Genomic DNA, 23334 nt, shown 5'->3' with positions numbered 1-23334 from the left:
AGGAGGAGACAGACGCGATGCATTCGGACGCCACCAGCCGGCTGGTCGATGCCGTGGTCCGCACCCGCCGCCGGCTGGACGACGCACGGCGGGACGCCATCCAACATTTCGGCGAAGGCACCCGCGACGGCCGCAAGGTGACGATGCTGAAGGACATCCGTGACCTGCACGACCGCATCATCCGGCCCATCGCCGACTCCCGGCAGCCGATCGTCCGCGAGGTCGGCACCGTGTGGTTCCAGGAGGACATCGACCTCGTCCACGAGATGCCGCGCGCCATCGTCCACTTCACCTCGCTCGACACCGCGGAGGATGCGCCGCGCGCCTACATGACCTTCCATGTTGGCGAGGACGGCACGACATCGGTGTCCGAGAATTTCCTGACGCCGATCAAAACGACCGACGTGCGGACCTGCCGGCTGGACGATCTCGACAGCGAGGCCGTGGCCGAGATGATCGACCGGTTCCTGGCCAAGGCGATGCAGGGATGAGGCCCGACGTGACCCTGTCCACATTATGAGGGGCTGCCGCAGACGCTTCGCGTCGGGACGAACCGCGGTCCCCGGTGTTCACACAAAATTGGTTTTCCATAAGCCATGCGCCTTGACTCCGGCGCAGGATTTGTGTGCACTGCAACATAATTCCCCGTGCATGAACCTGGACGGCCGCCGCCGAATCGAGGCGCCCAACCGAGGTCGACCCAACGCCATGACCGCTGGAGATGTCATGATCGAGTTGTTCCTTGTGGTCTGCCTCGTTTCCGATCCCGACCGCTGCAGCGTCGAACGTCCCGCATTCCAGGAGCCGTTCGTCAATGTGATGGCCTGTTCGCGCAACGGCATGTTCCGGGCCGCCGAATGGGCGGAACAGCACCCGAAATACACCGTCCGCCGTTGGAAATGCGGACCGCGCCAGATCTGACGCGATTGACCCGGCCAGGGGCGGGGTGGAGTTCGGCCGATGCGGCAAAGAGCCAGGGCACGATGCCGCACGGCCCACCCCGAAAGACACCCACCCCTTTTGAGTGGCCCAATTCCATCCGCATCCGTGATTGTTATATAGGGCAATCATTGCTGACCCATGGGACCGTCCTCCCGGCATGCGCCCATGGGTAAGATGGGAGATTTCCGGCCATGCCTGTTCGCATCGCGTTTGTCCTCGCGGCGGCCCTGCTGTCGGCGGGTCCTGCAGCCGCCAGCCCGGCGAACGACTATCCCACGGCGGCGCGGGCCGATTACGTGATCGCCTGCATGGCGTCCAACGGCCAGTCACACTTCGTGATGGAGAAATGCGCCTGCAGCATCGACGCCATCGCCGACCGCATCACCTACGACGACTACACCGCCATCGAGACGGTGAAGGTGATGGCCGACCAGCCGGGCGAGCGCGCCGGAATCTTCCGCAGTTCGGGCTGGGCCAAGGACCTGATGGACCGATTCCGCCAAGCCCAGGTCGCCGCCGACCGCCAGTGCTTCTAAGAGGAAAACGGCCGGCGGCTACAGCGCCGGCTCATCCTTGCCGCTTTCGGCTGCCAGTGGAACGGTGCGGGTGAATGTGGCGCCCTTGGTGTCGTGGGCGACCACCTCCAGGCTGCCGCCGTCGACCGGAAGGAAACTGAAGCGGAGATTCGGGTCTTCGCTGATGGAGATGTCGGTGTCCGCTTCCAGCACCGTCTGCCCGCCGACGCGGATGGCGATGGATTGGACATAGTGGGCCGGGATGTAAGTGCGGCTGATCTGATCGAACTGCAACCCGCTGCTGTTGGGATGGCTGATCATGACCTGGGCCGTGGCCGGGCTGCCGGGGGTCAGCGTCTCCGGCAGTTTCACCTTGATACGGCCGAGGCGCGCCATCGCCTCCTGCGGGTCCTTGACGGCGGGGGCGGAGCAGCCGCCGGCCGCCTTGACGTAGGCTTCCGTCATCAGAAGCCGGCCGTCCCGGGTCTCACCCACCGCACGAACATTGGTGTATTCGTTGACACGCACGCGGGTCTCGATGCCGCTGCCGGCGCTGGCCGGGCCGAAACGGAAGGTGGCCGCCAACGGCACCGGGTTCTTATCGACCAGCAGCGACAGCGTCTTCAGGCGAAGCGACGGATCGACCTCGATCCTCACCGGCACCAATGCCGCGTCATGGGCGCGGGTCGGCGCATCGATGCGGATGCGGTCGCCGGCCTCCTCGATCGGGCGGTCCTTGAAATACATGTCGTGCAGCACGTCCCAGCGCGCCGCGTCGTCCGTCGCATCGCCGGCGGCGAGCGCAGGCGTGGACAAGACGACCAAAAGCCCCATAAACGGCCCCGATAGCGGATATCGCGTCATCGCTCCCTCCCTGGATTTGTCCCGTGGCGTCCGCTCCTATTCCCATTCCAGCTCGGCGAATGTCGCCGTGACGTTGCGCGGGTTGTATGAGTCGAACAACAGCCAGCGGTTCCGTTCGTCCTCCGCCACGCTTGCAACGGCATCCTGGATGCTGCCGTCCGCCTTCAGCACCCGCCGCACACCATCCACCAGCACCGTCAGGTAATGCCGCTCCGCGTCCAGCGCACCCGGCCAATCGACGGCTGCGGGACCATGTCCGGGAACGGCACGCACCGCCGGCACCCGCTCCAGCCTGTCGATCACCCGCAGCCAGCCAAGCGCATTGCCGTCCACCGCCGGAAGATGGTCGATGAACAGCAGGTCGCCGGCGAACAGCGTCCCGGTCTTGCGGTCGAAGACGGTCAGGTCGTTGTTGGTGTGCGCCGTGGGATAGGCCGTCAACACGATGATGCGGTTGCCGAGATCGATCCGCAGCTCTCCGGAAACCGGCCGGTCCACCCGGACCGGGGCGATGCCGGCCGCCGCGTCCTCTCCCAACTCGTCAGCCAGACGCTGGCGATAGACCTGCTGACGGGCGGCCAGCGCCTCCCGGAGATTGGCATGGCCGGCGATCGGCACATCGGCGAAGGCGGCGTTGCCGAAGACATGGTCGGGGTGCATGTGGGTGTTGATGACGACCACCGGCTTCTTGTCCGTGCGCGCGGCGATGGCCTCGCGCAGGCGCCGGCCCAGTTCCGGCGTGCCGCCGGTGTCGATGACCGCCACCCCGCTGTCGCCGACGATGAAGCCCATGTTGGCGGTGTCGCCATGGTTGTCCGGCGCCGGTTCGGCGATGACGCCCTGGTGCACGAAGACGCCGGGCGCCACTTCCGTCACCGCCAACGGCTCCGCCAGTGCGGACGTGGCGGCCACCATGAGGCACAGCGACGCGACCGCCATCAGGCGACGGCCAATATCGAGGCCGGCAGTCATGCCCGTGTTCCTGTGTGGTTTTCTTCGCGCGTTTCCAGCAGATGGGCGAAGAGGCTGGCGACGGTGAGGTCGGCGGAGGTGCCGGGGTTGATGCCCTGCCATTTCAACCGCGCATCGAACACGAACAGATGCTCGCGCCGAAGGGCCGCCGACGATGATTCCGCCACCTGCCTGCGTACCTCGCGGGCTTCGGCCAGCACGGCCGCCGCCAGCATCTCGCAATGCTTGCGCAGGATGTGGCTGTCCGGGAAGGCGGTCAGGAAGTCCAGAAAGACGGCCTCCGCCAGCGACACCGCATCGGCGTCCGTCAGCGACCGGGCGCAGGCGACACCGATGTCGAAGACGTCGCGGTAGCCGTCGGCATATTGGGCGGCGATGCGGTCGCGCGACCGGGCGGCGGCCATGGCCTCGCGCAGGGTCACCGTCGCCGGGCCGGCAACGTCATGCTCCGTCGTCTGGCCCAGCCCGCCGGGCGATGCAAGGCGGATCGCCGCGAAAGCAGCTTCGGCATCATTCACCGTCAGCGCCGCCAGCACGTCGCCCACCCGATCCCGCAGAGAGCGCTCGACCGGCATCTCGGCGGCGCGGGCCAGCGGAGCGCACAGCAGCAGGATGCCCAGGTTGGTGTTGCAGCCCACGGCCGCACGGGTCGCCTGCACCGCCCGCAGGATGCGTTGGCCGACCGGAGCATGCGCCCGCGCGATCTCCGGCGCGGCAACTTCCGCCGACAGCAGGAAATCCTCCACCGTCATGCCGTGGCCGGCGGCGTGCACATGGACGTTGCCTGGCTTCAGCGCCATCACCTCCGCCCGGCAGACGGCCATGAACAGCTCTGTCACCGCTGCGTTCATCCTCCCGCCTCTTTGGCCCCCGCCTCTCGTCCCCCCGTTCCGCTGAAGGAGCGGTCGAGCATGTCCGGTGCAAGGCGTCCGCCATGGAAACTGCGACCGCTGTCGAGCGCCGTCACCACCACGCGGGCCGGCGCGAACAGCAGCGGATCGATGGCGTAGAAATCCTTGTTCACCGCCGCGAACACTTCGGCGAAGGGGCGGCCGTAGTCGCGCGATTCCGTGCTGGGCAGGCGTTGCGCCAGATCGGCGGCGGCGTCCTCCGGCCCGGTGACGAAAAGCTGGACGGTACCGCCGAACAGGATGGCGTCGTTGGTCCGCCCCATCGCCTCGACGAAGCCTTTTCCGGGCGGCGGCAGGGGGGCGACGCCGATGCCGTCGGCGACATGCTCCAGCGGGAAGCCCAGCGCGTGCACCTTGTGCAGCGCCACCTCCAGCACGCGGGCGACGATCTGCACCGTGCCGGCGAGGCTGACCGTCGGCGTCAGCACCAGCGTCAGCCGATCCGGCGCCACCCCGCAGTCGGCCGCGATCCGCTCGACCAGGGGGGCTGGCGGCACGGTCCCGCTTTCCAGCACCAGCACGGCGTGATCGCCACTGTCGCCATAGCCCAGCTCATCGAACAGCGTCTCCTTGCGGGCGAGAGCGCGGCCGGGGCCGGAGCCAAGCGCGAAGAAGGAGCCGGCCGCGTCCTTGTGCGAGAGGCTCCAGCCGGCATATTGGCTGCCCAGGCAGGCGAGCACCGGATCAGTGCTGTGCACCGCCAGTTGGAAAGGCCAACGGTCGGACTGGGTGTCGGCCTGGAGCGTCACGCGGCCCAGACCGCCCATGCACAGCTCGGCGATGCGCCGACCGGCCTCCAGCCCGCCGGGACAGGCGATCCCACCATCGACGATGGTGGCGCCGGCCACGCGGTCGATGCCGAGCCGCAATCGCACCGCATCGGCGACCAGGGCGGCGGCGAGCGGGCCGGCAAGGGCCGACAGGCTGGGGCGCTGCTGCATCATTTGGCCTTTCCCGCAATGGTCCGCGCCGCGTCCATCGCGTCCTGGAAATCGAAGGCGACGGCGGTGCCGCCGGTCTGCATCCGCTCCAGCAGATGGTGCTGGACCTTGAACTTGACGTTGCCGATGGCGAGCGCGCCGATGCCGACGGCGCCGGAATGGCCGGGCAAGGGCGCGCCGTCATCCTGCACGCCGACACCCTCCACCCCGGCCGGCGGCACGGCGTTGATGTCGGCCGCCACGCGCAAGCGCCTGGCCGCCCGCAGGTCATCGGCCGTCAGCACCGTGACCCCGGCCTTGCCGCAGGCCAGCACGACCTCCGCCCGGTCCATCAGCGCCGCCTTGACGCCCGTGGACGTGTCGGCGCAGGACAGCGTGACGCCATAGCGCCGGCCGAACTCCTCCGCCTTGCCCTGCACGGCCGAAACGCCGCGGTGGCTTACCAGGGTGACGTTGCCGCCGGCCTGCGCGGCGATCAGTCCGGCGATGCCGCCGACCACGCCGGTGGCGCCATAGACCTGGACATCCAAACCACCGAGTCCATCCACCCCCAACCGCCGCAGGGCACGTTCGACCACGGCGACCATGGCGGCGGCAGTGGTGAAGGCGCCGGACGGATCGGCGAAGACCGAGATCTGGAAAGGTGGGAACATCGCCTTGCGCGCGACCGCGAGCATATCCAGCGCCATCGCCGCGTCGCGCCCGCCGATGAACAGGCCGGTGCGCACTGCGTTCTTCGGATCGCGGGAGAACATGGCGTCCTGGGTCAGCGCCTCAACCTGGGCGGTCTCGATGCCGGTGTAGGGGACCACCGTGTCGATGCCGGCATCCACCGCCATGTTGACGTCGAACGGGCTGACATTGGCCAGCGGCGTAATCATGTGCAGCACGTAAGCGCCCATGCCTGCCTCCTTTCAGTCGTTCACCGATCCGCTCATTCACCCGCGGCACGCCGGATCGTGGGTGCCGGCTCCGCCTCGGCCGTCAGGTTCCGCACCGTCGCGCCGACATTCCGCCCGCGACAGACCATCACCTCCAGCGGCGAACCGGCCCAACGCACGCGCATCTCGCCGGCGAACCGTTCCGCCAGCGCCGCGTCACCGACGACGGCGAAGCAGGTCGGCCCCCAGGAGCTTTGACCGACGCCGGAAATCCCCTGCCCCTCCAGCCAAGCCAGCGCCTCGGCCACCAAAGGGCTGGTGAAGCGTCCTCCCTGGGCCGGGGCGAAATGGTCGCCGACCGTACGCTGAAGCTCGCCGATGGCCTGTCCGAACCGATCCACATCGTTTTCGGCCAGCGCCGGCAGCGCGACCATCAGCATCAGCCGGCAGAGATGCGCCGCGGCGTCGGGCGGAAAGGGCGGCAGCCGGCGGAAGGCCTCGACTTCCGGTGCGCCGTGCAGCCCGTGGCCGCCGCGATGGAGCAGAAGCAGGATGCGCCAATCCTCCGGGAATGGCGCCCGCGCGATCACCGGCGGTGCGGCGTCCAGCCCGCCCCGACCGCCGTCCAGCAGCACCCCGCCCTGCTCGAAGGCAGCCAGTCCGATGCCAGAGCGTGCGCCGCGCTCCAAGGCACGGGCCAGATCGCGGGCGGCGGTGCCCCGCCCCTCCAGGCAGGTGAGCGCAGTGGCGACCGCCAGGTCCGTCTGGGTGCCGGAGCCCAAACCGACATGGGGCGGAATCGCCTCCTCCACCGTCACGGCGACGGCATCCGGCAGGCCCGCTTCCCGGCCCAGCCGTTCGATGCTGCGGCGGACGCGGTCGGCCGATGGCCCGCTGACCGTCAGCCGGTCGGCCGGGCGGGCGCGCAGGACGATGGCCGGCCGGTCGATGGCGATGCCGAGACTGCCGAAGCGTCGCCCCAACCCGCCATTGAGATCGACGAAGCCGGCATGCAGGCGTGCAGGCGCACGGACCCACACCTCCCCTATCCGATTGCGCTGGTGGCTCATCTGCATTCCCTTTGCGCGGCTCACCGCACAATGTTAGCGTTACGAACAAAATTGTCCGTAGCGCGAACGAGTATCCACGCGCGGTAACCCAAACGGGGCACGGATATACAGGGAGGAAAACGGGCATGACCGGATCGCTCTGCCTGTCGATGGCCGCCCATGGCCAAACATCTTCGGCTCTATTCCTGGCCTTATGCTTGGACGTCTCCCGGCGAAGACCTCCGCTCTTCGCTAACCACTCGGATTGACTGCGTTTTCCCGCAAAAGCGACTTTTCCGCTCAGCCGAATTGGGGGGCCATGACCTTCCACCCCGATACTCTCTGTCCGTTCTGCGGCCTCGGCTGCGGTGACATCGGGATCGACCAGGACGATTCCGGCATCGCCCCCCGGCCCAGCGGCTGCCCTCAGGCCGACCGGCTGTTCCGTCGGTCCGCGGCGGTGCCGACGGACGCCCGCATCGGCGGAACTGCGGTTTCCATGGATGACGCCGTTGCCGAGGCGGCCCAGCTGCTGGGCGCCAGCCGCGCTCCGCTGATCGCCGGGCTGGCGACCGATGTGGATGGCGTGCTCTCCGCCCTGACTTTGGCCGAGCACATCGGGGCGACGGTGGACCATGAGCGGTCTGACGCGCTCTTCCGCAATCTGGCGGTCCTGCGCCGCTTCGGCTGGTCGACCACCACTCTGGCGGAGCTGCGCAACCGCTGCGACCTTGTCCTCGTCGTCGGCCCGGACCCGGCCGCCGCCTTTCCGCGCCTGTGGGAACGCTGGGTGGTTCCGAAACCGGCCTTCGTGCCCGATGGAGCGCGGAATGTCGTCTTCCTGGGCGGGGAGCCCATGCCGGAAACGGCCCAGCTCCTGGCCGGGCAGATCGAAACGGTCGCGCCGGAGGCCGGGGATCCTGCAATGCTGGTCTCTCGACTGCGGGCGGCGCTTGCCGGCCGGCCGGGGACCGGCAGCGCGATGCCTGAATTGGCGGCTCGCCTGCGCGCCGCCCGCTATGCGGTGGTGATCTGGGCGGCGGGTCTGTTCCAGGGACCGCAGCCGGACATGATCGTGGAGGGGCTGGTCCGGCTGATCCGCACCATCGACGGCACCACCCGCTGTTCCGGCCTGCCGCTGTCCGGGGCCGACAACCTGATCGGCGCCAATCAGGCCTGCGGCTGGCGTACCGGCTTTCCCTTGCGCACCGGCTTCGACGCCGGCGTACCGCTGCACGATCCGGAACGGTTCGACTGGCGCCGCCGCCTGCAGGATGCCGACGTGACCTTATGGATCTCCGCCTTCCGTCCGGAGATGCCGGAGTTCAGCACGGACGGCGCCGTCATCATGCTGGCGCCGCCGGAAATGGTCATAACGCCGGAGCCGGCACTGTTCATCCCGGTGGGGACGCCGGGCATCGATCATGCCGGCGACGTGTTCCGCGCCGACAGCGTGGTGGCACTGCATGCCGGGATGCTGATCGATCGCGGCCTGCCCAGCGTTGCCGGCGTGATCGGCCGCATCCTGGCGGCGCTGGACCAGACCGCAAAAATCAAGGAGACCGCCGGATGCTGACGAAGCTTGCCGGCGGACGCCTGTTCGACCCGGCCAACGGCCGGCGTGGCGAGGTCGCCGACCTCTGGCTGCGCGACGACCGCGTCACCGCCGATCCGGGGCCGGGCGCCACGCCCGATGCCGTGTACGACGTGACCGGCAAGGTGGTGATGTCCGGCGCCATCGACATCCACAGCCACATCGCCGGCGGCAAGGTCAACCTCGCCCGCATGCTGATGGGGGAGGAGCACGACCGGCACCGCTTCACCGGCAGCGCCTGCGGCTGCGGTGGGGGCAGCGGCATCGCCACGCCCTCCACCCACACCACCGGCGCCCGCTACATCGAGATGGGGTTCACCGCCGCCTTCGAGCCGGCGATGCTGGGATCCAACGCCCGGCACGCGCATCTGGAGATGAGCGACATCCCCTATATCGACACCGGCGGCTATCTGGTGCTGGGAAACGACGATTTCCTGCTGGACCTGATCGCCACCAACGCCGGGCAGGCGGCGGTCAACGATTATGTCGCCTGGATGCTGACGGCGACTCAGAGCCTTGCCGTCAAGGTCGTCAATCCCGGCGGCATCAACGCCTTCAAGTTCAACGCCCGCAAGCTCGACCTCGACGAAGCCGGACCGCACTACGGCGTCACGCCGCGCACAGTCCTGACCACGCTGGCCCGCGCGGTGTACGAGCTGGGGCTGCCCCACCCGCTGCATGTCCATGGCTGCAACCTGGGCATTCCCGGCAACGTGGCGACGACGCTCGACACCATCCAGGCGGCATCGGGCCTGCCCATGCACATGACGCACATCCAGTTCCACAGCTACGACACGGCAGGTGACCGCAAGTTTTCCTCCGGCGCCGTGGCGCTGGCGGAGGCGGTGAACCGGACGCCGACGCTGTCGGTGGACATCGGGCAGGTCATGTTCGGACAGACGGTGACCGCGTCGGCCGACACCATGGCGCAGCGTCACACCGCCCCGCTGGCCCATCCGCGCAAATGGCTGGCGATGGACATCGAATGCGAGGCGGGATGCGGCGTGGTGCCCTTCCGCTATCGCGACAAATCCTATGTCAACGCGCTGCAATGGGCGATCGGGCTGGAGCTGTTCCTGCTGCTCGACGATCCATGGCGGGTGTTCCTGACCACCGACCACCCCAACGGCGCGCCATTCACCTTCTATCCGGAACTGATCCGGCTGTTGATGGACCGCGATTACCGTCTGGCGAAGCTGGCCGAGATCCATCCCGACGCGCCGGCCCACACCACGCTGGGCTCCATCACCCGCGAATACACCCTGGCCGAGATCGCCATCATGACCCGCGCGGCACCGGCCCGCATCCTGGGGCTTGCCGACCGCGGCCATCTGGCGCCGGGTGCTTCGGCCGATGTCACGGTCTACAGCGACCTGGCAGACCGCCGCGCCATGTTCGAACGGCCCGATCTGGTCTTCAAGAGCGGCAAGCTGGTGGTGCGTGACGGCGCGCTTGTGGCGATGGCGCAGGGCTGCACCCATGTCGTCCGTCCCGGCTTCGACGATCTGATCGAACGCCGCATCGCCCGCTATTTCGACGAGCGCATCGGCCTGACCCTCAAGCATTTCCGCATCCAGGACGCGGAGATCCGCCACGGCGCCGGGCCGCAGCTCCACCCCTGCATGCGGCGGGAGGTGCCGTGATGGCGGAGATGCGGATCAACGGCGTGCGCATCGAGGACACGTTTGCAGAAGCGTTTCCGATGACCTACACGCGGCTGGTCATCACCGCCGACACGCCCGCCTGGGTGGATGCGGCAACATCCAGCCTGACCGGCTTCGCCACCTCCGTCATCGGCTGCGGCTGCGAGGCGGCGGTGGAGCGCCTGTTGACGCCGGAGGAGACGCCCGACAGCCGGCCGGGTGCCGCGGTGATGATCTTCGGCATGTCCACCGGCGACCTCGCCAAGCTTGTGGTCAACCGGGTCGGGCAATGCATCATGACCTCGCCGGGGTCGGCCTGCTATGCCGGACTTCTCCAGGGGGCCAAGCGCATCCCGCTCGGCAATGGACTGCGCTACTTCGGCGACGGGCACCAGATTTCCAAGAAGTTCGGCGACCGCCGCTTCTGGCGCCTGCCGGTGATGGACGGGGAGTTCGTCTGCGAGGACAGCGTCGCCGTAGCCAAGGGGATCGGCGGCGGCAATTTCCTGATCCTGGCCGCCAGCCACCGCCAATGCCTCGCCGCGGCGGAAGCGGCAGTCGCGGCGATCCGGCCGCTGCCGGGCGTCATCCTGCCTTTCCCAGGCGGGGTGGTGCGCTCAGGGTCCAAGGTCGGATCGAAATACAAGGCGCTGGTCGCCTCCACCAACACGCGGTTCTGCCCGACGTTGCAGGCGGTCGAACCGGAAACCCTGCTGTCCCCGGATGTCGAGGCCGTGCTTGAACTGGTGCTGGACGGCACCGACGAGGCGGCGATCCGCACCGGCATGCGGGCCGGCATCGTAGCAGCAGCAGCCGGTGGAACGGCGGCCGGCGTGCTGGCGATCACCGCCGGCAACTACGGCGGAAAACTGGGACCGCACCACTTCCACCTCCACGAGGTGATGGCATGAGCGGCCTGCGCCTGACCTTCCGCGGCGAAGCCGGGACAATTGTGGACATGTCCTCTCTGCTGCCCGAACGGCTGGCCGGACTGACGGCGGAGGGCATCGCCGGGCTGCCACTTCCCTGCGGTGGCGCAGTGGCGACGGTCGGCAAGATGTTCGAGCTGTCGGCGGGCGACGCGGCCGAAGCAATGCTGATCCGGCCGGGAGAGGCCGTCCTGCAGCGGGTCGGCGCCGGCATGGCCTCCGGCCGCATTCTGGTCGAGGGCGACGTCGGCAGCCATGCCGGTGCCGGAATGAGCGGCGGCCTGCTGCGCATCGCGGGCAATGCCGGCGACGCGCTGGGAGGCGCCCTGCCCGGCCTGCCGCTGGGAATGCGCGGCGGGCTGATCAGCGTCGGCGGCAGCGCCGGGGACCGCGTGGCCGAGCGCATGCGGCGGGGGATGATCGTCGTCGACGGCGTGGTCGGCGCCTATGCCGCCGGCTTCATGGTGGCTGGAACGCTGGCGGCCGGAGGGGGCTGCGGCCCGCATCCGGGCTTCGGCATGCGGCGCGGAACGCTGCTGCTGGGGCGGCGGCAGGACGCGGTGCCGGATGGCTTCGCCGATGGCGGCGCGCGCGACTGGCTGTTCCTGCACCTGCTGCGGCGTGGATTGGAGGGGACCGGAAGCTGGTTCGAGCGTGCGGGAACCACCCGCGCCCGTCGGTTCATCGGCGACCTTGCGGAAGGAGGACATGGTGAGATTCTGGCGATGGTCTGAACGACGATCCCGCTTATCGGGATGCCGCCTTGCGGCTGTGGCTCTGCCGGTCATCGGATTGCTGGCTCTTGCGCCACCAGCCATGGCCCAGGGAACCAGTCCGCAGGACGCCGGCACGAAGGTGATGCTGATCGGCTATCTCGCCCGCCAGGAGGACCCGCGCACGCCGCTGAGCTTCCTTGAGCCGGTCGCGACCGACGAGGGGCTTCAGGGCGCCCGGCTGGCGTTGGCCGACAACAACACCACAGGCCAGTTCCTCAACCAGAGCTACCGGCTGGTGGAGCAGGTCCTGCCGCAGGATGGCGACATCTCCGCCGGTGTGAAGGCGCTGGCCGACGAGGGGGTGCGCTTCGTCGTCGCCGACCTGCCGGCCGACGCGCTTCTCGCCGCCGCCGACCGGCCGGAAGCCAAATCCATGCTGCTGTTCAACGCGCGCGCCGCCGACGACGCGCTGCGCAACGAGCAGTGCCGGGCAAACATCCTGCACACCGCCCCCAGCCGGCGCATGCTGGCCGACGCGCTGGCACAGTATCTCGCCTGGAAGAAATGGACGCGATGGAGCCTGCTGGTCGGCCGCGATCCCGGCGATGCGCTCTATGCCGAGGCCGTCCGCCGCGCTGCCAAGCGCTTCGGCGGCCGGATCGTCGACGAGAAATCCTGGACCTTCGACACCGGAAACCGGCGCACCGACACCGGCGTCACCACCATCCAGTCCGACATCCCGCTCGCGACCCAAGGGCCGGATTACGACGTGCTGATCGTCGCCGACGAAGCCGGTGATTTCGGCGACTATCTCGATGGTCGCACCTGGTACCCCCGCCCGGTCGCCGGCACCCAGGGGCTGACCTCCACCGCGTGGTCGCGGGTGAACGAGCAATGGGGCGGCACCCAACTGCAAAGCCGGTTCGAAAAGCTGGCCGGCCGCTGGATGACGACGCGCGACTATGCCGCCTGGCTCGCCGTGCGCAGCGTCGGGGAGGCCGCGGCCCGCACCAACGCCACCAGCTTCGACGACCTGACCGCCTACCTGCACAGCCCTGATTTCGAACTGGCCGGCTTCAAGGGCGAGGCGCTGTCATTCCGCGCCTGGAACGGGCAGATGCGCCAGCCCATCCTGATCGCCGGGCCGCGGATGCTGGTTTCGGTGTCACCACAGGAGGGATTTCTGCACCCGGTGACACCTCTCGACACGCTCGGCGACGATGCGCCGGAAAGCAAATGCCGTCTCAACCGATAGGGCGGACCACACCATGCGATTCCTGAAGTCCTGCACCATGCTGCTTCTTGCCGGACCGGTCCTGTTGGCCGAGCCCGTGTTTGCCGAAACCATCTTCGTGTCCAACGAGAAGGACAACCAGATCGCCGTGGTCGACGGCGACAGCCTGCAGATCAAGAACAAGATCAAGGTCGGCCGCCGGCCGCGCGGCATCACGCTGAGTGCCGACGGAACGCAGCTCTTTGTCTGTGTCGGCGACGACAACCGCATCGACGTGGTGGACATCGCCAGCGGCAAGGTCGTGCACACCCTGCCCTCCGGTCCCGATCCGGAGCTGTTCGTGCTGTCTCCCGACGGCAAAAAGCTCTACGTCGCCAACGAGAACGACAACATGGTGACGGTCATCGACGTCGCCGATCGGAAGGCCATCGGCAACATCCAGGTTGGCGTCGAGCCGGAAGGCATGGGCATCAGCCCCGACGGCAAAATCCTGGTCAACACCTCCGAAACCACCAACATGGCGCACTTCATCGACACGGAGAAACACAGCGTCATCGGCAATGTGCTGGTGGACAGCCGGCCGCGCGTCGCCCGTTTCACCGACGACGGCAAGCAGGTCTGGGTGTCGAGCGAGATCGGCGGCACGGTCAGCGTGATCGATCCGGCAGCGCTCAAGGTGATCAAGAAGATCAGGTTCGAGGTGAGGGGCGTCCGGCGCGAAGCCATCCAGGCGGTGGGCATCCAGATGACAAAGGACGGAAAACGGGCCTTCGTGGCGCTGGGACCGGCCAACCGGATTGCCGAGATCGACACCGACAGCTTCGAGGTGAAGCGCTATTTCCTTGTCGGGCAACGCGTCTGGAACCTCGCCTTCTCGCCCGACGAGAAACGGCTCTACACCACCAACGGCATCAGCAACGATCTGTCGGTGATCGACCTGGAGCGCAACAAGGTGATCAAAAGCATTCCGGTCGGCGGCGCGCCCTGGGGGATCGTCGTCAAACCTTGAGGCGGCCCTGGCGATGCGGAGCATGACGGAACCCACGACCGGACCTGCCGGTTGACGCAAGAGGCCGGGTGCGTCGGCGACTGTCGACGGCGGCCCGGCCTCTTGGGAGGTAAAATCATGGAGAAGCATCGAGAAGAACAGCCGCCGACGCCCGGCAAGAAGAGTGTTCTGAACGACAAGGTGGAGTTCGAGAAGGACGAAGGAAAGGTCAGGGCCGACCGGCCGCCGGATGCGGCGCGCGGCACCACCGAACGGTCATGACCTCCTTGCAACGATTGTCCATTTCCGGAGAAATGCGATGAAATCCTTCAAGATTCTGTCCCTGAACAGCCTTGCATGCGCCGCCGGCCTTGCCGTCGGCATCGCCATCGCCGCGCTGCCGGCCTCCGCCCAGACAACCGGCAACAGTGCGACCGGCACCAATTCGTCCGACAGCACCGATCCGCAGAACAAGCTGACCGGCAACACCGGACAGTTGCCGCCCAACTCGCTTCCTGGCGAGCGCAAGGGGGCCATCGGCGGTGCGCCGGTATCCCAGGGCAGTTCCGGCTCCTCCACCGAGGGTGCCACGTCGCCCACCGGACGGCTTCCCAACGACTCGCTGCAAAATGAGCGGCAGGGTGTGATCGGCGGACATCCGGTCACCCAGGGCGGCTCCGGCCAATCGGATGACAAGAAGGACGAGCAGTAACCGGCACCTCGCCCGACTTCGTGACAGGATCGCGGCCGCCGCCACCGAATGTGGGGTAGCACTGTCCGAAAGGCCGTGCCATCCCGGTCGAAACCAGGGAAGCGGGAAGGCGGCGGCTGCGATTTCAAGTTACTCCGAACCTCTTTTGAGAGTTTGTTGGCAAAACAAACAAGATGTCATAATGGCTGCCGTGACCGACGCCGTGCCCGCAGGTATCCAGTGATCAGTCATGCTGGATCGGCGCGACCGGCGTGCCCCGCATGACCTGCGGCGGTCCTCCAATGATTTCAAAATGCATGGGAGAAAGCGGCGATGGGCATGTGGCAGGGGTCATCCCCGAAAATCAATCGTGTGCTGGTGGGCGAATCGCTGGTCGGCGACGGCAACGAGGTTGCGCATATCGACCTGATCATGGGGCCGCGCGGCAGCGCCGCGGAGACCGCCTTCTGCAACGCGCTGACAAACAACAAGGACGGCTTCACCAGCCTGCTGGCGGTCATCGCCCCCAATCTGCAATGCAAGCCCTCGACCATCCTGTTCAACAAGGTGACGATCAAGGGCGCGGAGCAGGCGGTGCAGATGTTCGGCCCGGCCCAGCACGGCGTCGCCAAGGCGGTCGCCGACTGCGTCGCCGCGGGTACCATCCCGCAGGACGAAATCGACAACATCTTCATTTGCGTCGGCGTCTTCATCCATTGGGAAGCCAAGGACAACGCCAAGATCCAGGATTACAACTACCGCGCCACCAAGGAAGCGATTGAACGTGCGGTATCGGGATTCCCGACCCTCAAGGATCTGCTGAACCAGAAGGATTCTGCGAAGCATCCGTTTGCCGCCTGACGGGGCCGGTGCCCCGCCTTGCCGGATAGCAGCAGCGGCCGGCGGTCTTGACGCGACCGCCGGCCGCTGCATGTCATGATCGACCTGAAAACGGATCGAAGGCCGCCCCCCGACCAATCGAAGGGGAAGGACCGAATACCTTCAGCCTTCCAAGCATTTGGCAATCCCTATCCGCGGCGAGTTGCGTTTGGGGCTGTTCGCGACGTGCCGGATTGATTTTTAAGAAAATAAGCTCTTTTCCCAATACTGCGACAAATCAGCAGCTATTTCGTATAATTATTCCAGTTCCAAGCAGCGTTGCTTCCCACATTCCTTTTGCGCCGCACAAAGAACTAGCCATAATTATCACCACGCTATCCGTTCGGGTTATGGTTGCTTCGGTCCGGCACGGGTAGAATTTCCTAATGGGCTTCCCCGGCAATCCTGCCTGATCGCCCATTCCAGCGGAGGAATCGGACATGAAGACCTGGCGCAAGCCGACGATTGTCGAGATTTCGGTCGGCACCGAGATCAACGCCTACGCCTGTGCCGGTTTGTAACCGGCGCCTTTGATCGGCAAGGGTGACCTTCCCTCAAACATCCGTCGACGCTTTCCACACATGATGTTCCACTCAGGCCGGCCGCGGCTCGAAATGGGCGAAGAACTGCCCGGTGCCGTCAGGTGCGCTCGCATCATAATGCAGCGCGCAGAGCCGCAGCCGGCCGGCATCGCCCAACTCCGGGCCTGACAGCATGCTGTGAAAGCTCTCTCCACCGAGCAGGCGATGCGCGGTGGTGAGATACAGCCGCGAAAGCCGTCCGTCCCGCACCATGGTGTCGAGCATCCGCGGTCCAGTGAGCAGATAGAGGCTGCGAAAGCCCATGCTGCCCAATTCGCGAACCAATGGTCCACCTTCCACCGACAGTCCCGCTCCTGCAACCACCACCTCGTAGCCGGCGGCGCGCCAGCGGGCGACCCGGTCGGGCAGCGCCCCGGCACCGGTGGCGATGATGACGCGCTGACCATGAAGCGCCGGCGAATCCGGCATCGGGAATTCCAGGCTGGCGCTGGCGACGACCACCGCCGGCTGCTGCGGCAGGCCGTTGTCCGCGCGCCATTGCGCAAGCCCCCGCGTTGCCTCCTGCGTGCCGACCTGCAGAACATCGTCCAGCCGCCCGGCCGCAAGGTCACGCAGGTAACCGCCGTGGGTGACGAGACAATCCGCCTGCGCCTGAAGTTCAAGAAAAAGTCGGAAGTCGTTGCCGCTGACCAGCCCGGCCGGCAGCCGGCTCTCCCCGGTGACGGGATCGCGCAGCGCAATGCGTCCGTCCAGACTGCCGACGAAGCTGGCATAGACGAAGGGGGCGACGGCACTTCCCCGCTCATGCAGGCGGTGGGCGAGATAGGCGCCGGGAATCGCGATTTCCTCCGGCGCGCCGGGATAGAGCCGGAGCATGCGTGCGGTCATCGCGCCCCTCCCGACATGGCGGCTTCGACCCGGCGAAGGAAATCGGCGGCAAGCGCATCGGCGATGTCGACTTTGCTGACCGACTGCAATCCCTGCCAAGCGGGCATCGAGTTGACCTCCAGCACCAGCCAGCGGTTTTCGTCGCCGGGGGCGGGAATCAGGTCGACGCCGGCATAGTCCGCGCCGACCGCTGCGGCGGCCCGCACCGCCAGATCGGCGACGACACCTTCGGGGATCAAAGCCTCGCAGCTGGCACCCTGATGGACATTCGTGATCCAGCTGCGGCCATGGCGGATCATCGCCGCCACCGCGACTCCGCCCACCACGAAGACCCGGCAGTCTCGCCATTCGCCCTCCCGGCGCGGCGGCACGAAGGGCTGCAGGTAATAGACTCCGGCGACGGCTTCGGACTCCGGCACCTCGTCCGGCCGCGAGAGGCGGCGCAGGCCGCGCCCCTGGGCGCCGAACAGCGGCTTCAATACGCAGTCAGGAGAGCCCGCCACCGCAGCACGTGCCATTTCCGTGGTTTGGACGGCCACGGACGGCGGCGTCGGCAGGCCGGCATGGGCCAGCAGGAAGCTGGTGGTGCTCTTGTCGACGCAGCGTTCGATGGCGCGCGCCGTGTTGTAGACCGGCACCCCCAATCGATCCAGCGCATGGAGCACCCCCAGCCGCATGGTCACCTGTTCAAAGCTGCCCTGCCCGACCACCCGCACGAAGGCCCCTGACGGCAGCGTATCGCCGAACCCCGGCAGCAGAAGCCCCGTCTCGGTTCGTCCGACGGCGAAGCCGCAGCCGTTCAGCGGCACGCGCCGGCATTCGACTCCCCGGCGTGTGATCGCCCGCTCCAGCCGCGCCGCATGCCAGTCGGCCCCGTCGGTGAACAAAGCGACCACACCGGTCATGCCGCCTCCGCCAATGCAAGGTGCACATACAGCTCACGCGCACGCTGGCCCGCAAGGCGGCGAGCTTCCGTCATGCCGGCCGCTTCGGCAATCACGGTACAGAGCGGAGCGCCGGCGGGAATGCGCGCAGGAGTGCGCGGACGGTCGGCCGTCCAATCCGGCCAGCAGAAGTCATCCTGCAACAGGGTTGGCACGGCGCAGTAAACCACCATGGCGGCGCGACAACCGGTGAGCGGCGGCAGCTTGGCGGGCAGACTCCCGGCACAGGCGGCCAGATGCAGGCCGAACAGGCTGGGCATCGGCGGCCGGTCGAAGAGGTCGAGCGTTGCCCCCGGCCGCGGATTGATTTCCAGCAGGCACCATCCGGCAGGTCCCACCAGGAAATCGGCGCTGTTGAGCCCGACCAACCCCACCGCGGCGGCGATCCGCGACACCGCATCGATCATCGCCGCAGCCATCGCAGCGGCGTTGCCGCCGAAAGCCGGCATCGGCCCCACCGCACCGCCATAGCGGTAGGGTTGGCCAGGAGCCGGTGCCACCCATTGCCGGCTGAAACCCACGGGCAGCACGCATCGGCCATCGGCCAGGAACAGCAGGGACACCGGACGCCCGTCCATGCGGCGCTGGGCATAATGGCCGGCCGGCAAGCGCGAGACTGCCGGCCGGATGTGAGCGCCGCCGCTGGCGCCGGCACGCTTCATCAGCCACCCCCTGGAGACAGCCGGCGGGGCGGCGGCGACCTCAGGATGCGGAATGCCCAGATCGGCCAACAGGGCCGCGAAAGCGAACGGGTCCTTCAGCCGCGCCACGGTCTCCGCCCGATTGCCGATCACCGGCCGGCCGCGCGCCAGCGCCGTCAGCAGTTCGGGCCGATCCTCGAACCCGGCGCCATAGACGAGCGGCAGCCGAGACAGAACCGGCGCGGCCAGCGCCCGCCGCAATGCCGCGGCGGGAATGCGCAGCTGCCGCGACGGCAGGGTCAGGCAAGGATCGGCCATGGCGCTAGTATCGGTGTCGGCGAACAGGTCCAGGGCAGCGACGCTCCGTCCGTCGCGGCAGGCGCTGGTGACCAGCGCCCGCGCCGACAGCGCCACCACCACGAATTCCGGGACTGCCGTCGCGGTCAAGCTTTGCTCCACGTGCGAAAGCATCTTGAACATTCATTCGCAATCCCAACAATCATGCGCAGCAGCCGCCTTTGCAATGACCCTTCCGAACAACGGCCCGTGCCGTCAGCCCGATGTCGCCCAGGGACCATTGCTGGGGCGGGGGACAGGCACCCGCCTGGGGGAAGACTGGATGTATGAAGCCGCGATGCCTGCGGACCCTCCGTCGATTCCCGCGATCCACGGCCCTCCCGCCCTGGCCGTCGAGGAGCTGAGCCACAGTTTCGGCAAGCGTATGGCGCTGGACCATGTGTCCTTCGCCGTGCCGCCGGGCGGCTTCACCATGCTGCTTGGTCTGAACGGGGCGGGAAAGACCACTCTGTTCTCCCTGATCACCCGGCTCTATTCCAACCGCACCGGCGCCATCCGCATCTTCGGCTTTGACCTTCGGCGTCAGCCGACCCGTGCGCTGGAGCGGATCGGCGTGGTGTTCCAGCAGCCGACGCTCGACCTCGACCTGACCGTCCGTCAGAACCTTCGCTACCATGGCGGCCTGCACGGAATGGCGCCGTCCGACTGCGAAGCCCGTGCACAAGAGGAACTGGCCCGCATCGGATTGGCGGAGCGCGCCGACGACAAGGTCCGGGCATTGTCCGGCGGTCAGCGGCGTCGGGTGGAGATCGCCCGCGCCCTGGTGCACCGGCCGAACCTGCTGTTGCTCGACGAGCCGACGGTCGGGCTGGACACCGAATCGCGCCGCCAAATCCTTGGCCATGTCCGTGCGCTCTGCCGTGAGCAAGGGCTGGCGGTCCTGTGGGCCACCCACCTGCTGGACGAGGCGAGGGACGAGGATTCCGTCGTCATCCTGCATCAGGGGCGGCTGCGTGCATCCGGCAGCGTACGCGCGGTCTGCGCCGAGTCGGGCGCCGCCACTCTGCCCATCGCCTTCGCCGCCTTGACGACCGGGGAGCGCCGGCCATGAGCGCCGCCACCTACTGGTACTGCCTGCGCAGCATCATCGTGCGCGAGGGGCTGCGCTTCCTGCACCAGCGCGAACGCTTCTTCGCCGCACTGGTCCGGCCGCTGGTCTGGCTGGCGATCTTCGCCGTCGGCTTCCGCGCCGTGCTGGGCGTGTCGATCATCCCGCCTTACGAGACCTACATCCTCTACGACGAATATGTCGTGCCCGGCCTGGTCGCGATGATCCAGCTGTTCAACGGCATGCAGAACTCCCTTTCGATGGTCTACGACCGCGAGATGGGGAGCATGCGGACGCTGCTGGTCAGTCCGCTTCCGCGCTGGTACCTGCTGGTCGCCAAGCTTCTGGCCGGCGTCGCGGTGTCGATCGCGCAGGTCTATGTGTTCCTCGGCATCGCATGGCTGTGGGGGGTGGAGCCGCCGCCGCTGGGCTATCTCGCGGCGCTGCCGGCACTTCTGCTCAGCGGGCTGATGCTGGGGGCGCTCGGCCTGCTGCTGTCTTCTTTCGTCAAGCAGCTGGAGAATTTCGCCGGGGTGATGAACTTCGTGATCTTTCCGATGTTCTTCGCCTCCTCCGCCCTCTATCCGCTCTGGCGCATCAGGGAGGGCAGCCCGACGCTGTACCAGATCGCCGCCTGGAATCCGTTCACCCAGGCGGTGGAACTGATCCGCTTCAGCCTGTATCTCCGAGTCGACGTGACGGCACTGCTTTGGGTGACCGGCTGTCTGGCGCTGTTCCTCGGAGCTGCGGTTCTCGCCTACGATCCTGGGCGCGGCTTCTGGGCGCGAAGAGGCGGCCCGGCCGAACAGGCCTGAACTTCGGAACCGCAGCTTCACCGCATATCGTCTTTCGAATTAATCCTTTTATCTCGTTCAACCCTCTATTTCGCTTCTTCCAAAAACTTTCGCACGGCAGCGGAAAATAATCTTCACAGCCTGTCTTTGTTTAAGCACACTGAATATCAGTTTCACCAACATAGTGCGGGGCAGTTTAGAACCCCGCCAACGCCCGTGTCCCGGCAATTTGATCCGGTGCACCCGCGATGCCGAAGCAATGTGTAATCGGAACGCCGGGAGCCCATTCAGCCCGACGCCCCGGTGTGACGTCACGCATCGAACGTCGAGGGAGAACGCCCTCTCAAAGACCGCATTTTACCGAAGCAGCCGCCTGCCGCCGCACAGTCCATGGGACAACCGCCAAAAAACGGGAGGAAACACATGAACCCCTTTGTGCGCTGTCTGCTCGTCACCGCCGCGATCCAGGCGGCCACCGCCACGGTCGCCGTCACCGGTGCTTACGCCAACGACGACATCATGAAGAACCAGAAGGATCCGGCCAACTGGGCGCTGCAGCTCGGCAACTATGCCGGCCAGCGTTACAGCACGCTCGACCAGATCACCCCCAGCAATGTGAAGAACCTGCGTCCGGTGTGGCAGTTCTCCACCGGCGTGCTCCGCGGTCACGAAGGCGGTCCCATCGTCGTCGGCGACACGATGTACATCTCCACGCCGTTCCCCAACATCGTCTATGCGCTCGACCTCAACGACAACGGCCGCATCAAGTGGAAGTATGAGCCCAAGCAGGATTCGTCGGTCATCCCGGTGATGTGCTGCGACACCGTCACCCGCGGCGTGGCGGTGGCCGGCAACAAGCTGTTCCTGGGACAGGCCGACAACACGCTGGTGGCGCTGGACACCGAAACCGGCAAGGTTCTGTGGTCGGCCAAGAACGGCGACGCCACCAAGGGCGAGACGCTGACCGCCGCCCCGCTGGTGGTGAAGGACAAGGTCTATGTCGGCATCAGCGGCGGCGAGTTCGGCGTGCGCGGCCACCTGACGGCCTACGACATCAACACCGGCAAGCAGGTGTGGCGGGCCTATTCGACCGGTCCCGACAAGGACGTGATGATCGACCCGCAGAAGACGATGATGCTCGGCAAGCCGATCGGCGAACCGGATCTGGGCATCAAGACTTGGCCGGCGGATCAGTGGAAGATCGGCGGCGGCACCACCTGGGGCTGGTACACCTACGATCCCGACCTGAACCTGATCTATTACGGCACCGGCAACCCGGGAACCTGGAACCCGGCGCAGCGCGCCGTCGACAAGGACCGCGCCAAGAGCGACAACAAATGGTCGATGACCATCTTCGCCCGCGATGCCGACACCGGTCAGGCGAAATGGGTGTTCCAGAAGACGCCCTTCGACGAATGGGATTATGACGGCGTCAACGAGAACATCCTGGCCGACGTCACCGTCGGCGGAACCAAGCACAAGGCCCTGATCAACTTCGACCGCAACGGCTTCGCCTACACCATCGACCGCACCAACGGCGAGCTGCTGGTGGCGCAGAAATACGATCCGTCCGTCAATTGGGCGAGCGAGATCGACATGAAGACCGGCCGCCCGAAGGTGAACGACAAATACAGCACCTTCGCCCAGGGCGAGGATCACAACACCACCGGAATCTGCCCGGCGGCACTGGGTTCCAAGGACCAGCAGCCGGCCTCCTACTCGCCGGACAGCGGCCTGCTCTATGTGCCGACCAACCACATCTGCATGGATTACGAGCCGTTCAAGGTCGAGTATTCCGCCGGCCAGCCCTATGTCGGCGCGACGCTCAGCATGTATCCGGCTCCGAATTCGCATGGCGGCATGGGCAACTTCATCGCATGGGATCCGGCGGCCGGCAAGATCGTCTGGTCGAAGCCCGAGCGTTTCGCTGTGTGGAGCGGCGCCCTGTCGACCAAGGGCGGCGTCGGCTTCTACGGGACTCTGGAAGGCTATCTGAAGGCGTTCGACCTGAAGGACGGCAAGGACCTGTACAACTTCAAGACCTCCTCCGGCATCATCGGCAACGTCAACACCTACATGCACAAGGGCAAGCAGTATATCGCCGTGCTGTCGGGCGTCGGCGGCTGGGCCGGCATCGGGCTGGCGGCCGGTCTGACCGGCGAACAGGAAGGCCTGGGCGCGGTCGGCGCGCACAAGGCGCTGGGCGAATACACCCAGTTGGGCGGCACGCTGACCGTCTTCGCCCTGCCGGACAACCAGTGATGATCAGGCAGTAATACACAGGCGGGCTCCGGCTCCCAGGAGGGCCGGAGCCCGCGCTTTTCCAAGCTGATGGTGCCTACGCACGAAGGCAGTGGGGAGAAAGAGCAAG

25 protein-coding genes are annotated in these 23334 nt (G+C 67.0%); 16 read left to right on the top strand and 9 right to left on the bottom strand.

Annotation, left to right across the window (positions count from 1 at the left end; genetic code table 11):
* Nucleotides 1-17: 17 nt before the first annotated feature.
* The 3 genes from PWS46_RS17465 (at nt 18) to PWS46_RS17455 (ending at nt 1478) form a co-directional block, all read left to right on the top strand.
* Nucleotides 18-491, top strand: a complete 474-nt coding sequence (locus tag PWS46_RS17465) for a hypothetical protein (RefSeq protein ID WP_434620887.1) — start codon at nt 18-20, stop codon at nt 489-491.
* A 235-nt stretch (nt 492-726) separates the two neighbouring features.
* Nucleotides 727-921 carry a hypothetical protein gene (locus tag PWS46_RS17460; RefSeq protein WP_085083057.1) on the top strand — a complete coding sequence of 65 codons (195 nt, stop codon included), beginning with the start codon at nt 727-729 and terminating at the stop codon, nt 919-921.
* 212 nt (nt 922-1133) lie between these two features.
* On the top strand, nt 1134-1478 hold the full coding sequence (locus PWS46_RS17455) for a hypothetical protein (RefSeq protein ID WP_434620884.1): 345 nt from the start codon (nt 1134-1136) through the stop codon (nt 1476-1478).
* 18 nt (nt 1479-1496) lie between these two features.
* Here the strand turns inward: PWS46_RS17455 and PWS46_RS17450 are convergent, their stop codons facing one another.
* From PWS46_RS17450 to PWS46_RS17425, 6 genes are all read right to left on the bottom strand, one after another.
* Nucleotides 1497-2273 (bottom strand): quinoprotein dehydrogenase-associated SoxYZ-like carrier, encoded by a 777-nt coding sequence (locus PWS46_RS17450; protein WP_434620880.1) that lies wholly within the window; start codon nt 2271-2273, stop codon nt 1497-1499.
* 84 nt (nt 2274-2357) lie between these two features.
* A complete protein-coding gene (locus PWS46_RS17445) occupies nt 2358-3293 on the bottom strand; it encodes a quinoprotein relay system zinc metallohydrolase 2 (RefSeq protein ID WP_434620878.1) in 936 nt (311 codons plus the stop codon).
* A complete protein-coding gene (locus tag PWS46_RS17440) occupies nt 3290-4144 on the bottom strand; it encodes a triphosphoribosyl-dephospho-CoA synthase (protein ID WP_434620875.1) in 855 nt (284 codons plus the stop codon). The genes PWS46_RS17445 and PWS46_RS17440 overlap by 4 nt, the downstream gene beginning before the upstream one ends.
* Nucleotides 4141-5148, bottom strand: a complete 1008-nt coding sequence (mch, locus tag PWS46_RS17435) for a methenyltetrahydromethanopterin cyclohydrolase (protein ID WP_434620872.1) — start codon at nt 5146-5148, stop codon at nt 4141-4143. The genes PWS46_RS17440 and mch overlap by 4 nt, the downstream gene beginning before the upstream one ends.
* Nucleotides 5145-6047, bottom strand: a complete 903-nt coding sequence (locus PWS46_RS17430; protein WP_434620869.1) for an NAD(P)-dependent methylenetetrahydromethanopterin dehydrogenase — start codon at nt 6045-6047, stop codon at nt 5145-5147. Before PWS46_RS17430 ends, mch begins: the two co-directional genes overlap by 4 nt.
* 32 nt (nt 6048-6079) lie before the next feature.
* Nucleotides 6080-7096, bottom strand: a complete 1017-nt coding sequence (locus PWS46_RS17425; protein WP_434620866.1) for a beta-ribofuranosylaminobenzene 5'-phosphate synthase family protein — start codon at nt 7094-7096, stop codon at nt 6080-6082.
* A gap of 298 nt (nt 7097-7394) precedes the next feature.
* Here PWS46_RS17425 and PWS46_RS17420 point away from each other — a divergent pair, with 298 nt between their 5' ends.
* From PWS46_RS17420 to pqqA, 10 genes are all read left to right on the top strand, one after another.
* Nucleotides 7395-8651 carry a formylmethanofuran dehydrogenase gene (locus tag PWS46_RS17420; RefSeq protein WP_434620863.1) on the top strand — a complete coding sequence of 419 codons (1257 nt, stop codon included), beginning with the start codon at nt 7395-7397 and terminating at the stop codon, nt 8649-8651.
* Complete coding sequence (locus PWS46_RS17415; protein WP_434620860.1) at nt 8645-10312, top strand: formylmethanofuran dehydrogenase subunit A; 1668 nt, start codon at nt 8645-8647, stop codon at nt 10310-10312. The genes PWS46_RS17420 and PWS46_RS17415 overlap by 7 nt, the downstream gene beginning before the upstream one ends.
* Nucleotides 10312-11223: a formylmethanofuran--tetrahydromethanopterin N-formyltransferase gene (gene fhcD / locus PWS46_RS17410; RefSeq protein ID WP_434620857.1), complete on the top strand. Its 912-nt coding sequence runs from the start codon at nt 10312-10314 to the stop codon at nt 11221-11223. Before PWS46_RS17415 ends, fhcD begins: the two co-directional genes overlap by 1 nt.
* The gene (locus PWS46_RS17405) at nt 11220-11975 is read left to right on the top strand and encodes a formylmethanofuran dehydrogenase subunit C (protein ID WP_434620854.1); all 756 of its coding nucleotides are present in this window, start codon (nt 11220-11222) and stop codon (nt 11973-11975) included. The genes fhcD and PWS46_RS17405 overlap by 4 nt, the downstream gene beginning before the upstream one ends.
* An 82-nt stretch (nt 11976-12057) precedes the next feature.
* A complete protein-coding gene (locus PWS46_RS17400) occupies nt 12058-13212 on the top strand; it encodes an ABC transporter substrate-binding protein (protein WP_434620851.1) in 1155 nt (384 codons plus the stop codon).
* Between the two features lie 13 nt (nt 13213-13225).
* Nucleotides 13226-14200 carry a PQQ-dependent catabolism-associated beta-propeller protein gene (locus PWS46_RS17395; protein ID WP_434620848.1) on the top strand — a complete coding sequence of 325 codons (975 nt, stop codon included), beginning with the start codon at nt 13226-13228 and terminating at the stop codon, nt 14198-14200.
* Between the two features lie 117 nt (nt 14201-14317).
* Nucleotides 14318-14461: a hypothetical protein gene (locus PWS46_RS17390; protein WP_434620845.1), complete on the top strand. Its 144-nt coding sequence runs from the start codon at nt 14318-14320 to the stop codon at nt 14459-14461.
* Nucleotides 14462-14498: 37 nt separating this feature from the next.
* A complete protein-coding gene (locus tag PWS46_RS17385) occupies nt 14499-14891 on the top strand; it encodes a hypothetical protein (protein WP_434620842.1) in 393 nt (130 codons plus the stop codon).
* 312 nt (nt 14892-15203) lie between these two features.
* On the top strand, nt 15204-15731 hold the full coding sequence (fae, locus tag PWS46_RS17380; protein ID WP_304502334.1) for a formaldehyde-activating enzyme: 528 nt from the start codon (nt 15204-15206) through the stop codon (nt 15729-15731).
* Nucleotides 15732-16189: 458 nt separating this feature from the next.
* Complete coding sequence (gene pqqA, locus PWS46_RS17375) at nt 16190-16270, top strand: pyrroloquinoline quinone precursor peptide PqqA (RefSeq protein WP_085083035.1); 81 nt, start codon at nt 16190-16192, stop codon at nt 16268-16270.
* A gap of 72 nt (nt 16271-16342) precedes the next feature.
* Here the strand turns inward: pqqA and PWS46_RS17370 are convergent, their stop codons facing one another.
* The 3 genes from PWS46_RS17370 to PWS46_RS17360 are packed head-to-tail and all read right to left on the bottom strand — an operon-like array spanning nt 16343 to nt 19211.
* Complete coding sequence (locus tag PWS46_RS17370) at nt 16343-17179, bottom strand: RibD family protein (protein ID WP_434620839.1); 837 nt, start codon at nt 17177-17179, stop codon at nt 16343-16345.
* Nucleotides 17176-18084 (bottom strand): RimK family alpha-L-glutamate ligase, encoded by a 909-nt coding sequence (locus PWS46_RS17365; RefSeq protein WP_434620837.1) that lies wholly within the window; start codon nt 18082-18084, stop codon nt 17176-17178. Before PWS46_RS17365 ends, PWS46_RS17370 begins: the two co-directional genes overlap by 4 nt.
* Nucleotides 18081-19211: an ATP-grasp domain-containing protein gene (locus tag PWS46_RS17360; protein ID WP_434620835.1), complete on the bottom strand. Its 1131-nt coding sequence runs from the start codon at nt 19209-19211 to the stop codon at nt 18081-18083. The genes PWS46_RS17365 and PWS46_RS17360 overlap by 4 nt, the downstream gene beginning before the upstream one ends.
* Before the next feature lie 187 nt (nt 19212-19398).
* Here PWS46_RS17360 and PWS46_RS17355 point away from each other — a divergent pair, with 187 nt between their 5' ends.
* The 3 genes from PWS46_RS17355 to PWS46_RS17345 all read left to right on the top strand — a co-directional run bounded on the left by PWS46_RS17355 (nt 19399) and on the right by PWS46_RS17345 (nt 23225).
* Nucleotides 19399-20172: an ABC transporter ATP-binding protein gene (locus PWS46_RS17355; RefSeq protein WP_434620832.1), complete on the top strand. Its 774-nt coding sequence runs from the start codon at nt 19399-19401 to the stop codon at nt 20170-20172.
* Nucleotides 20169-20984, top strand: coding sequence for an ABC transporter permease (locus tag PWS46_RS17350; RefSeq protein ID WP_434620830.1), 816 nt, complete (start codon nt 20169-20171; stop codon nt 20982-20984). The genes PWS46_RS17355 and PWS46_RS17350 overlap by 4 nt, the downstream gene beginning before the upstream one ends.
* Nucleotides 20985-21386: 402 nt before the next feature.
* A complete protein-coding gene (locus tag PWS46_RS17345) occupies nt 21387-23225 on the top strand; it encodes a methanol/ethanol family PQQ-dependent dehydrogenase (RefSeq protein ID WP_434620827.1) in 1839 nt (612 codons plus the stop codon).
* Nucleotides 23226-23334 lie beyond the last annotated feature (109 nt).

This window comes from Azospirillum sp. B2RO_4 (genome assembly GCF_051124815.1).
In the GTDB taxonomy this organism is placed as follows: domain Bacteria; phylum Pseudomonadota; class Alphaproteobacteria; order Azospirillales; family Azospirillaceae; genus Azospirillum.
This window is presented reverse-complemented; position numbering and strand designations above follow the sequence as displayed.

What these genes read in the sequence shown, in the direction of transcription:
- PWS46_RS17465 (WP_434620887.1), top strand. Translation starts at nt 18, where the DNA reads ATGCATTCGGACGCCACCAGCCGGCTGGTCGATGCCGTGGTCCGCACC.
- PWS46_RS17460 (WP_085083057.1), top strand. Translation starts at nt 727, where the DNA reads ATGATCGAGTTGTTCCTTGTGGTCTGCCTCGTTTCCGATCCCGACCGC.
- PWS46_RS17455 (WP_434620884.1), top strand. Translation starts at nt 1,134, where the DNA reads ATGCCTGTTCGCATCGCGTTTGTCCTCGCGGCGGCCCTGCTGTCGGCG.
- PWS46_RS17445 (WP_434620878.1), bottom strand. Translation starts at nt 3,293, where the DNA reads ATGACTGCCGGCCTCGATATTGGCCGTCGCCTGATGGCGGTCGCGTCG.
- PWS46_RS17440 (WP_434620875.1), bottom strand. Translation starts at nt 4,144, where the DNA reads ATGAACGCAGCGGTGACAGAGCTGTTCATGGCCGTCTGCCGGGCGGAG.
- mch (WP_434620872.1), bottom strand. Translation starts at nt 5,148, where the DNA reads ATGATGCAGCAGCGCCCCAGCCTGTCGGCCCTTGCCGGCCCGCTCGCC.
- PWS46_RS17430 (WP_434620869.1), bottom strand. Translation starts at nt 6,047, where the DNA reads ATGGGCGCTTACGTGCTGCACATGATTACGCCGCTGGCCAATGTCAGC.
- PWS46_RS17425 (WP_434620866.1), bottom strand. Translation starts at nt 7,096, where the DNA reads ATGAGCCACCAGCGCAATCGGATAGGGGAGGTGTGGGTCCGTGCGCCT.
- PWS46_RS17420 (WP_434620863.1), top strand. Translation starts at nt 7,395, where the DNA reads ATGACCTTCCACCCCGATACTCTCTGTCCGTTCTGCGGCCTCGGCTGC.
- PWS46_RS17415 (WP_434620860.1), top strand. Translation starts at nt 8,645, where the DNA reads ATGCTGACGAAGCTTGCCGGCGGACGCCTGTTCGACCCGGCCAACGGC.
- fhcD (WP_434620857.1), top strand. Translation starts at nt 10,312, where the DNA reads ATGGCGGAGATGCGGATCAACGGCGTGCGCATCGAGGACACGTTTGCA.
- PWS46_RS17405 (WP_434620854.1), top strand. Translation starts at nt 11,220, where the DNA reads ATGAGCGGCCTGCGCCTGACCTTCCGCGGCGAAGCCGGGACAATTGTG.
- PWS46_RS17400 (WP_434620851.1), top strand. Translation starts at nt 12,058, where the DNA reads ATGGCCCAGGGAACCAGTCCGCAGGACGCCGGCACGAAGGTGATGCTG.
- PWS46_RS17395 (WP_434620848.1), top strand. Translation starts at nt 13,226, where the DNA reads ATGCGATTCCTGAAGTCCTGCACCATGCTGCTTCTTGCCGGACCGGTC.
- PWS46_RS17390 (WP_434620845.1), top strand. Translation starts at nt 14,318, where the DNA reads ATGGAGAAGCATCGAGAAGAACAGCCGCCGACGCCCGGCAAGAAGAGT.
- PWS46_RS17385 (WP_434620842.1), top strand. Translation starts at nt 14,499, where the DNA reads ATGAAATCCTTCAAGATTCTGTCCCTGAACAGCCTTGCATGCGCCGCC.
- fae (WP_304502334.1), top strand. Translation starts at nt 15,204, where the DNA reads ATGGGCATGTGGCAGGGGTCATCCCCGAAAATCAATCGTGTGCTGGTG.
- pqqA (WP_085083035.1), top strand. Translation starts at nt 16,190, where the DNA reads ATGAAGACCTGGCGCAAGCCGACGATTGTCGAGATTTCGGTCGGCACC.
- PWS46_RS17370 (WP_434620839.1), bottom strand. Translation starts at nt 17,179, where the DNA reads ATGACCGCACGCATGCTCCGGCTCTATCCCGGCGCGCCGGAGGAAATC.
- PWS46_RS17365 (WP_434620837.1), bottom strand. Translation starts at nt 18,084, where the DNA reads ATGACCGGTGTGGTCGCTTTGTTCACCGACGGGGCCGACTGGCATGCG.
- PWS46_RS17355 (WP_434620832.1), top strand. Translation starts at nt 19,399, where the DNA reads ATGCCTGCGGACCCTCCGTCGATTCCCGCGATCCACGGCCCTCCCGCC.
- PWS46_RS17350 (WP_434620830.1), top strand. Translation starts at nt 20,169, where the DNA reads ATGAGCGCCGCCACCTACTGGTACTGCCTGCGCAGCATCATCGTGCGC.
- PWS46_RS17345 (WP_434620827.1), top strand. Translation starts at nt 21,387, where the DNA reads ATGAACCCCTTTGTGCGCTGTCTGCTCGTCACCGCCGCGATCCAGGCG.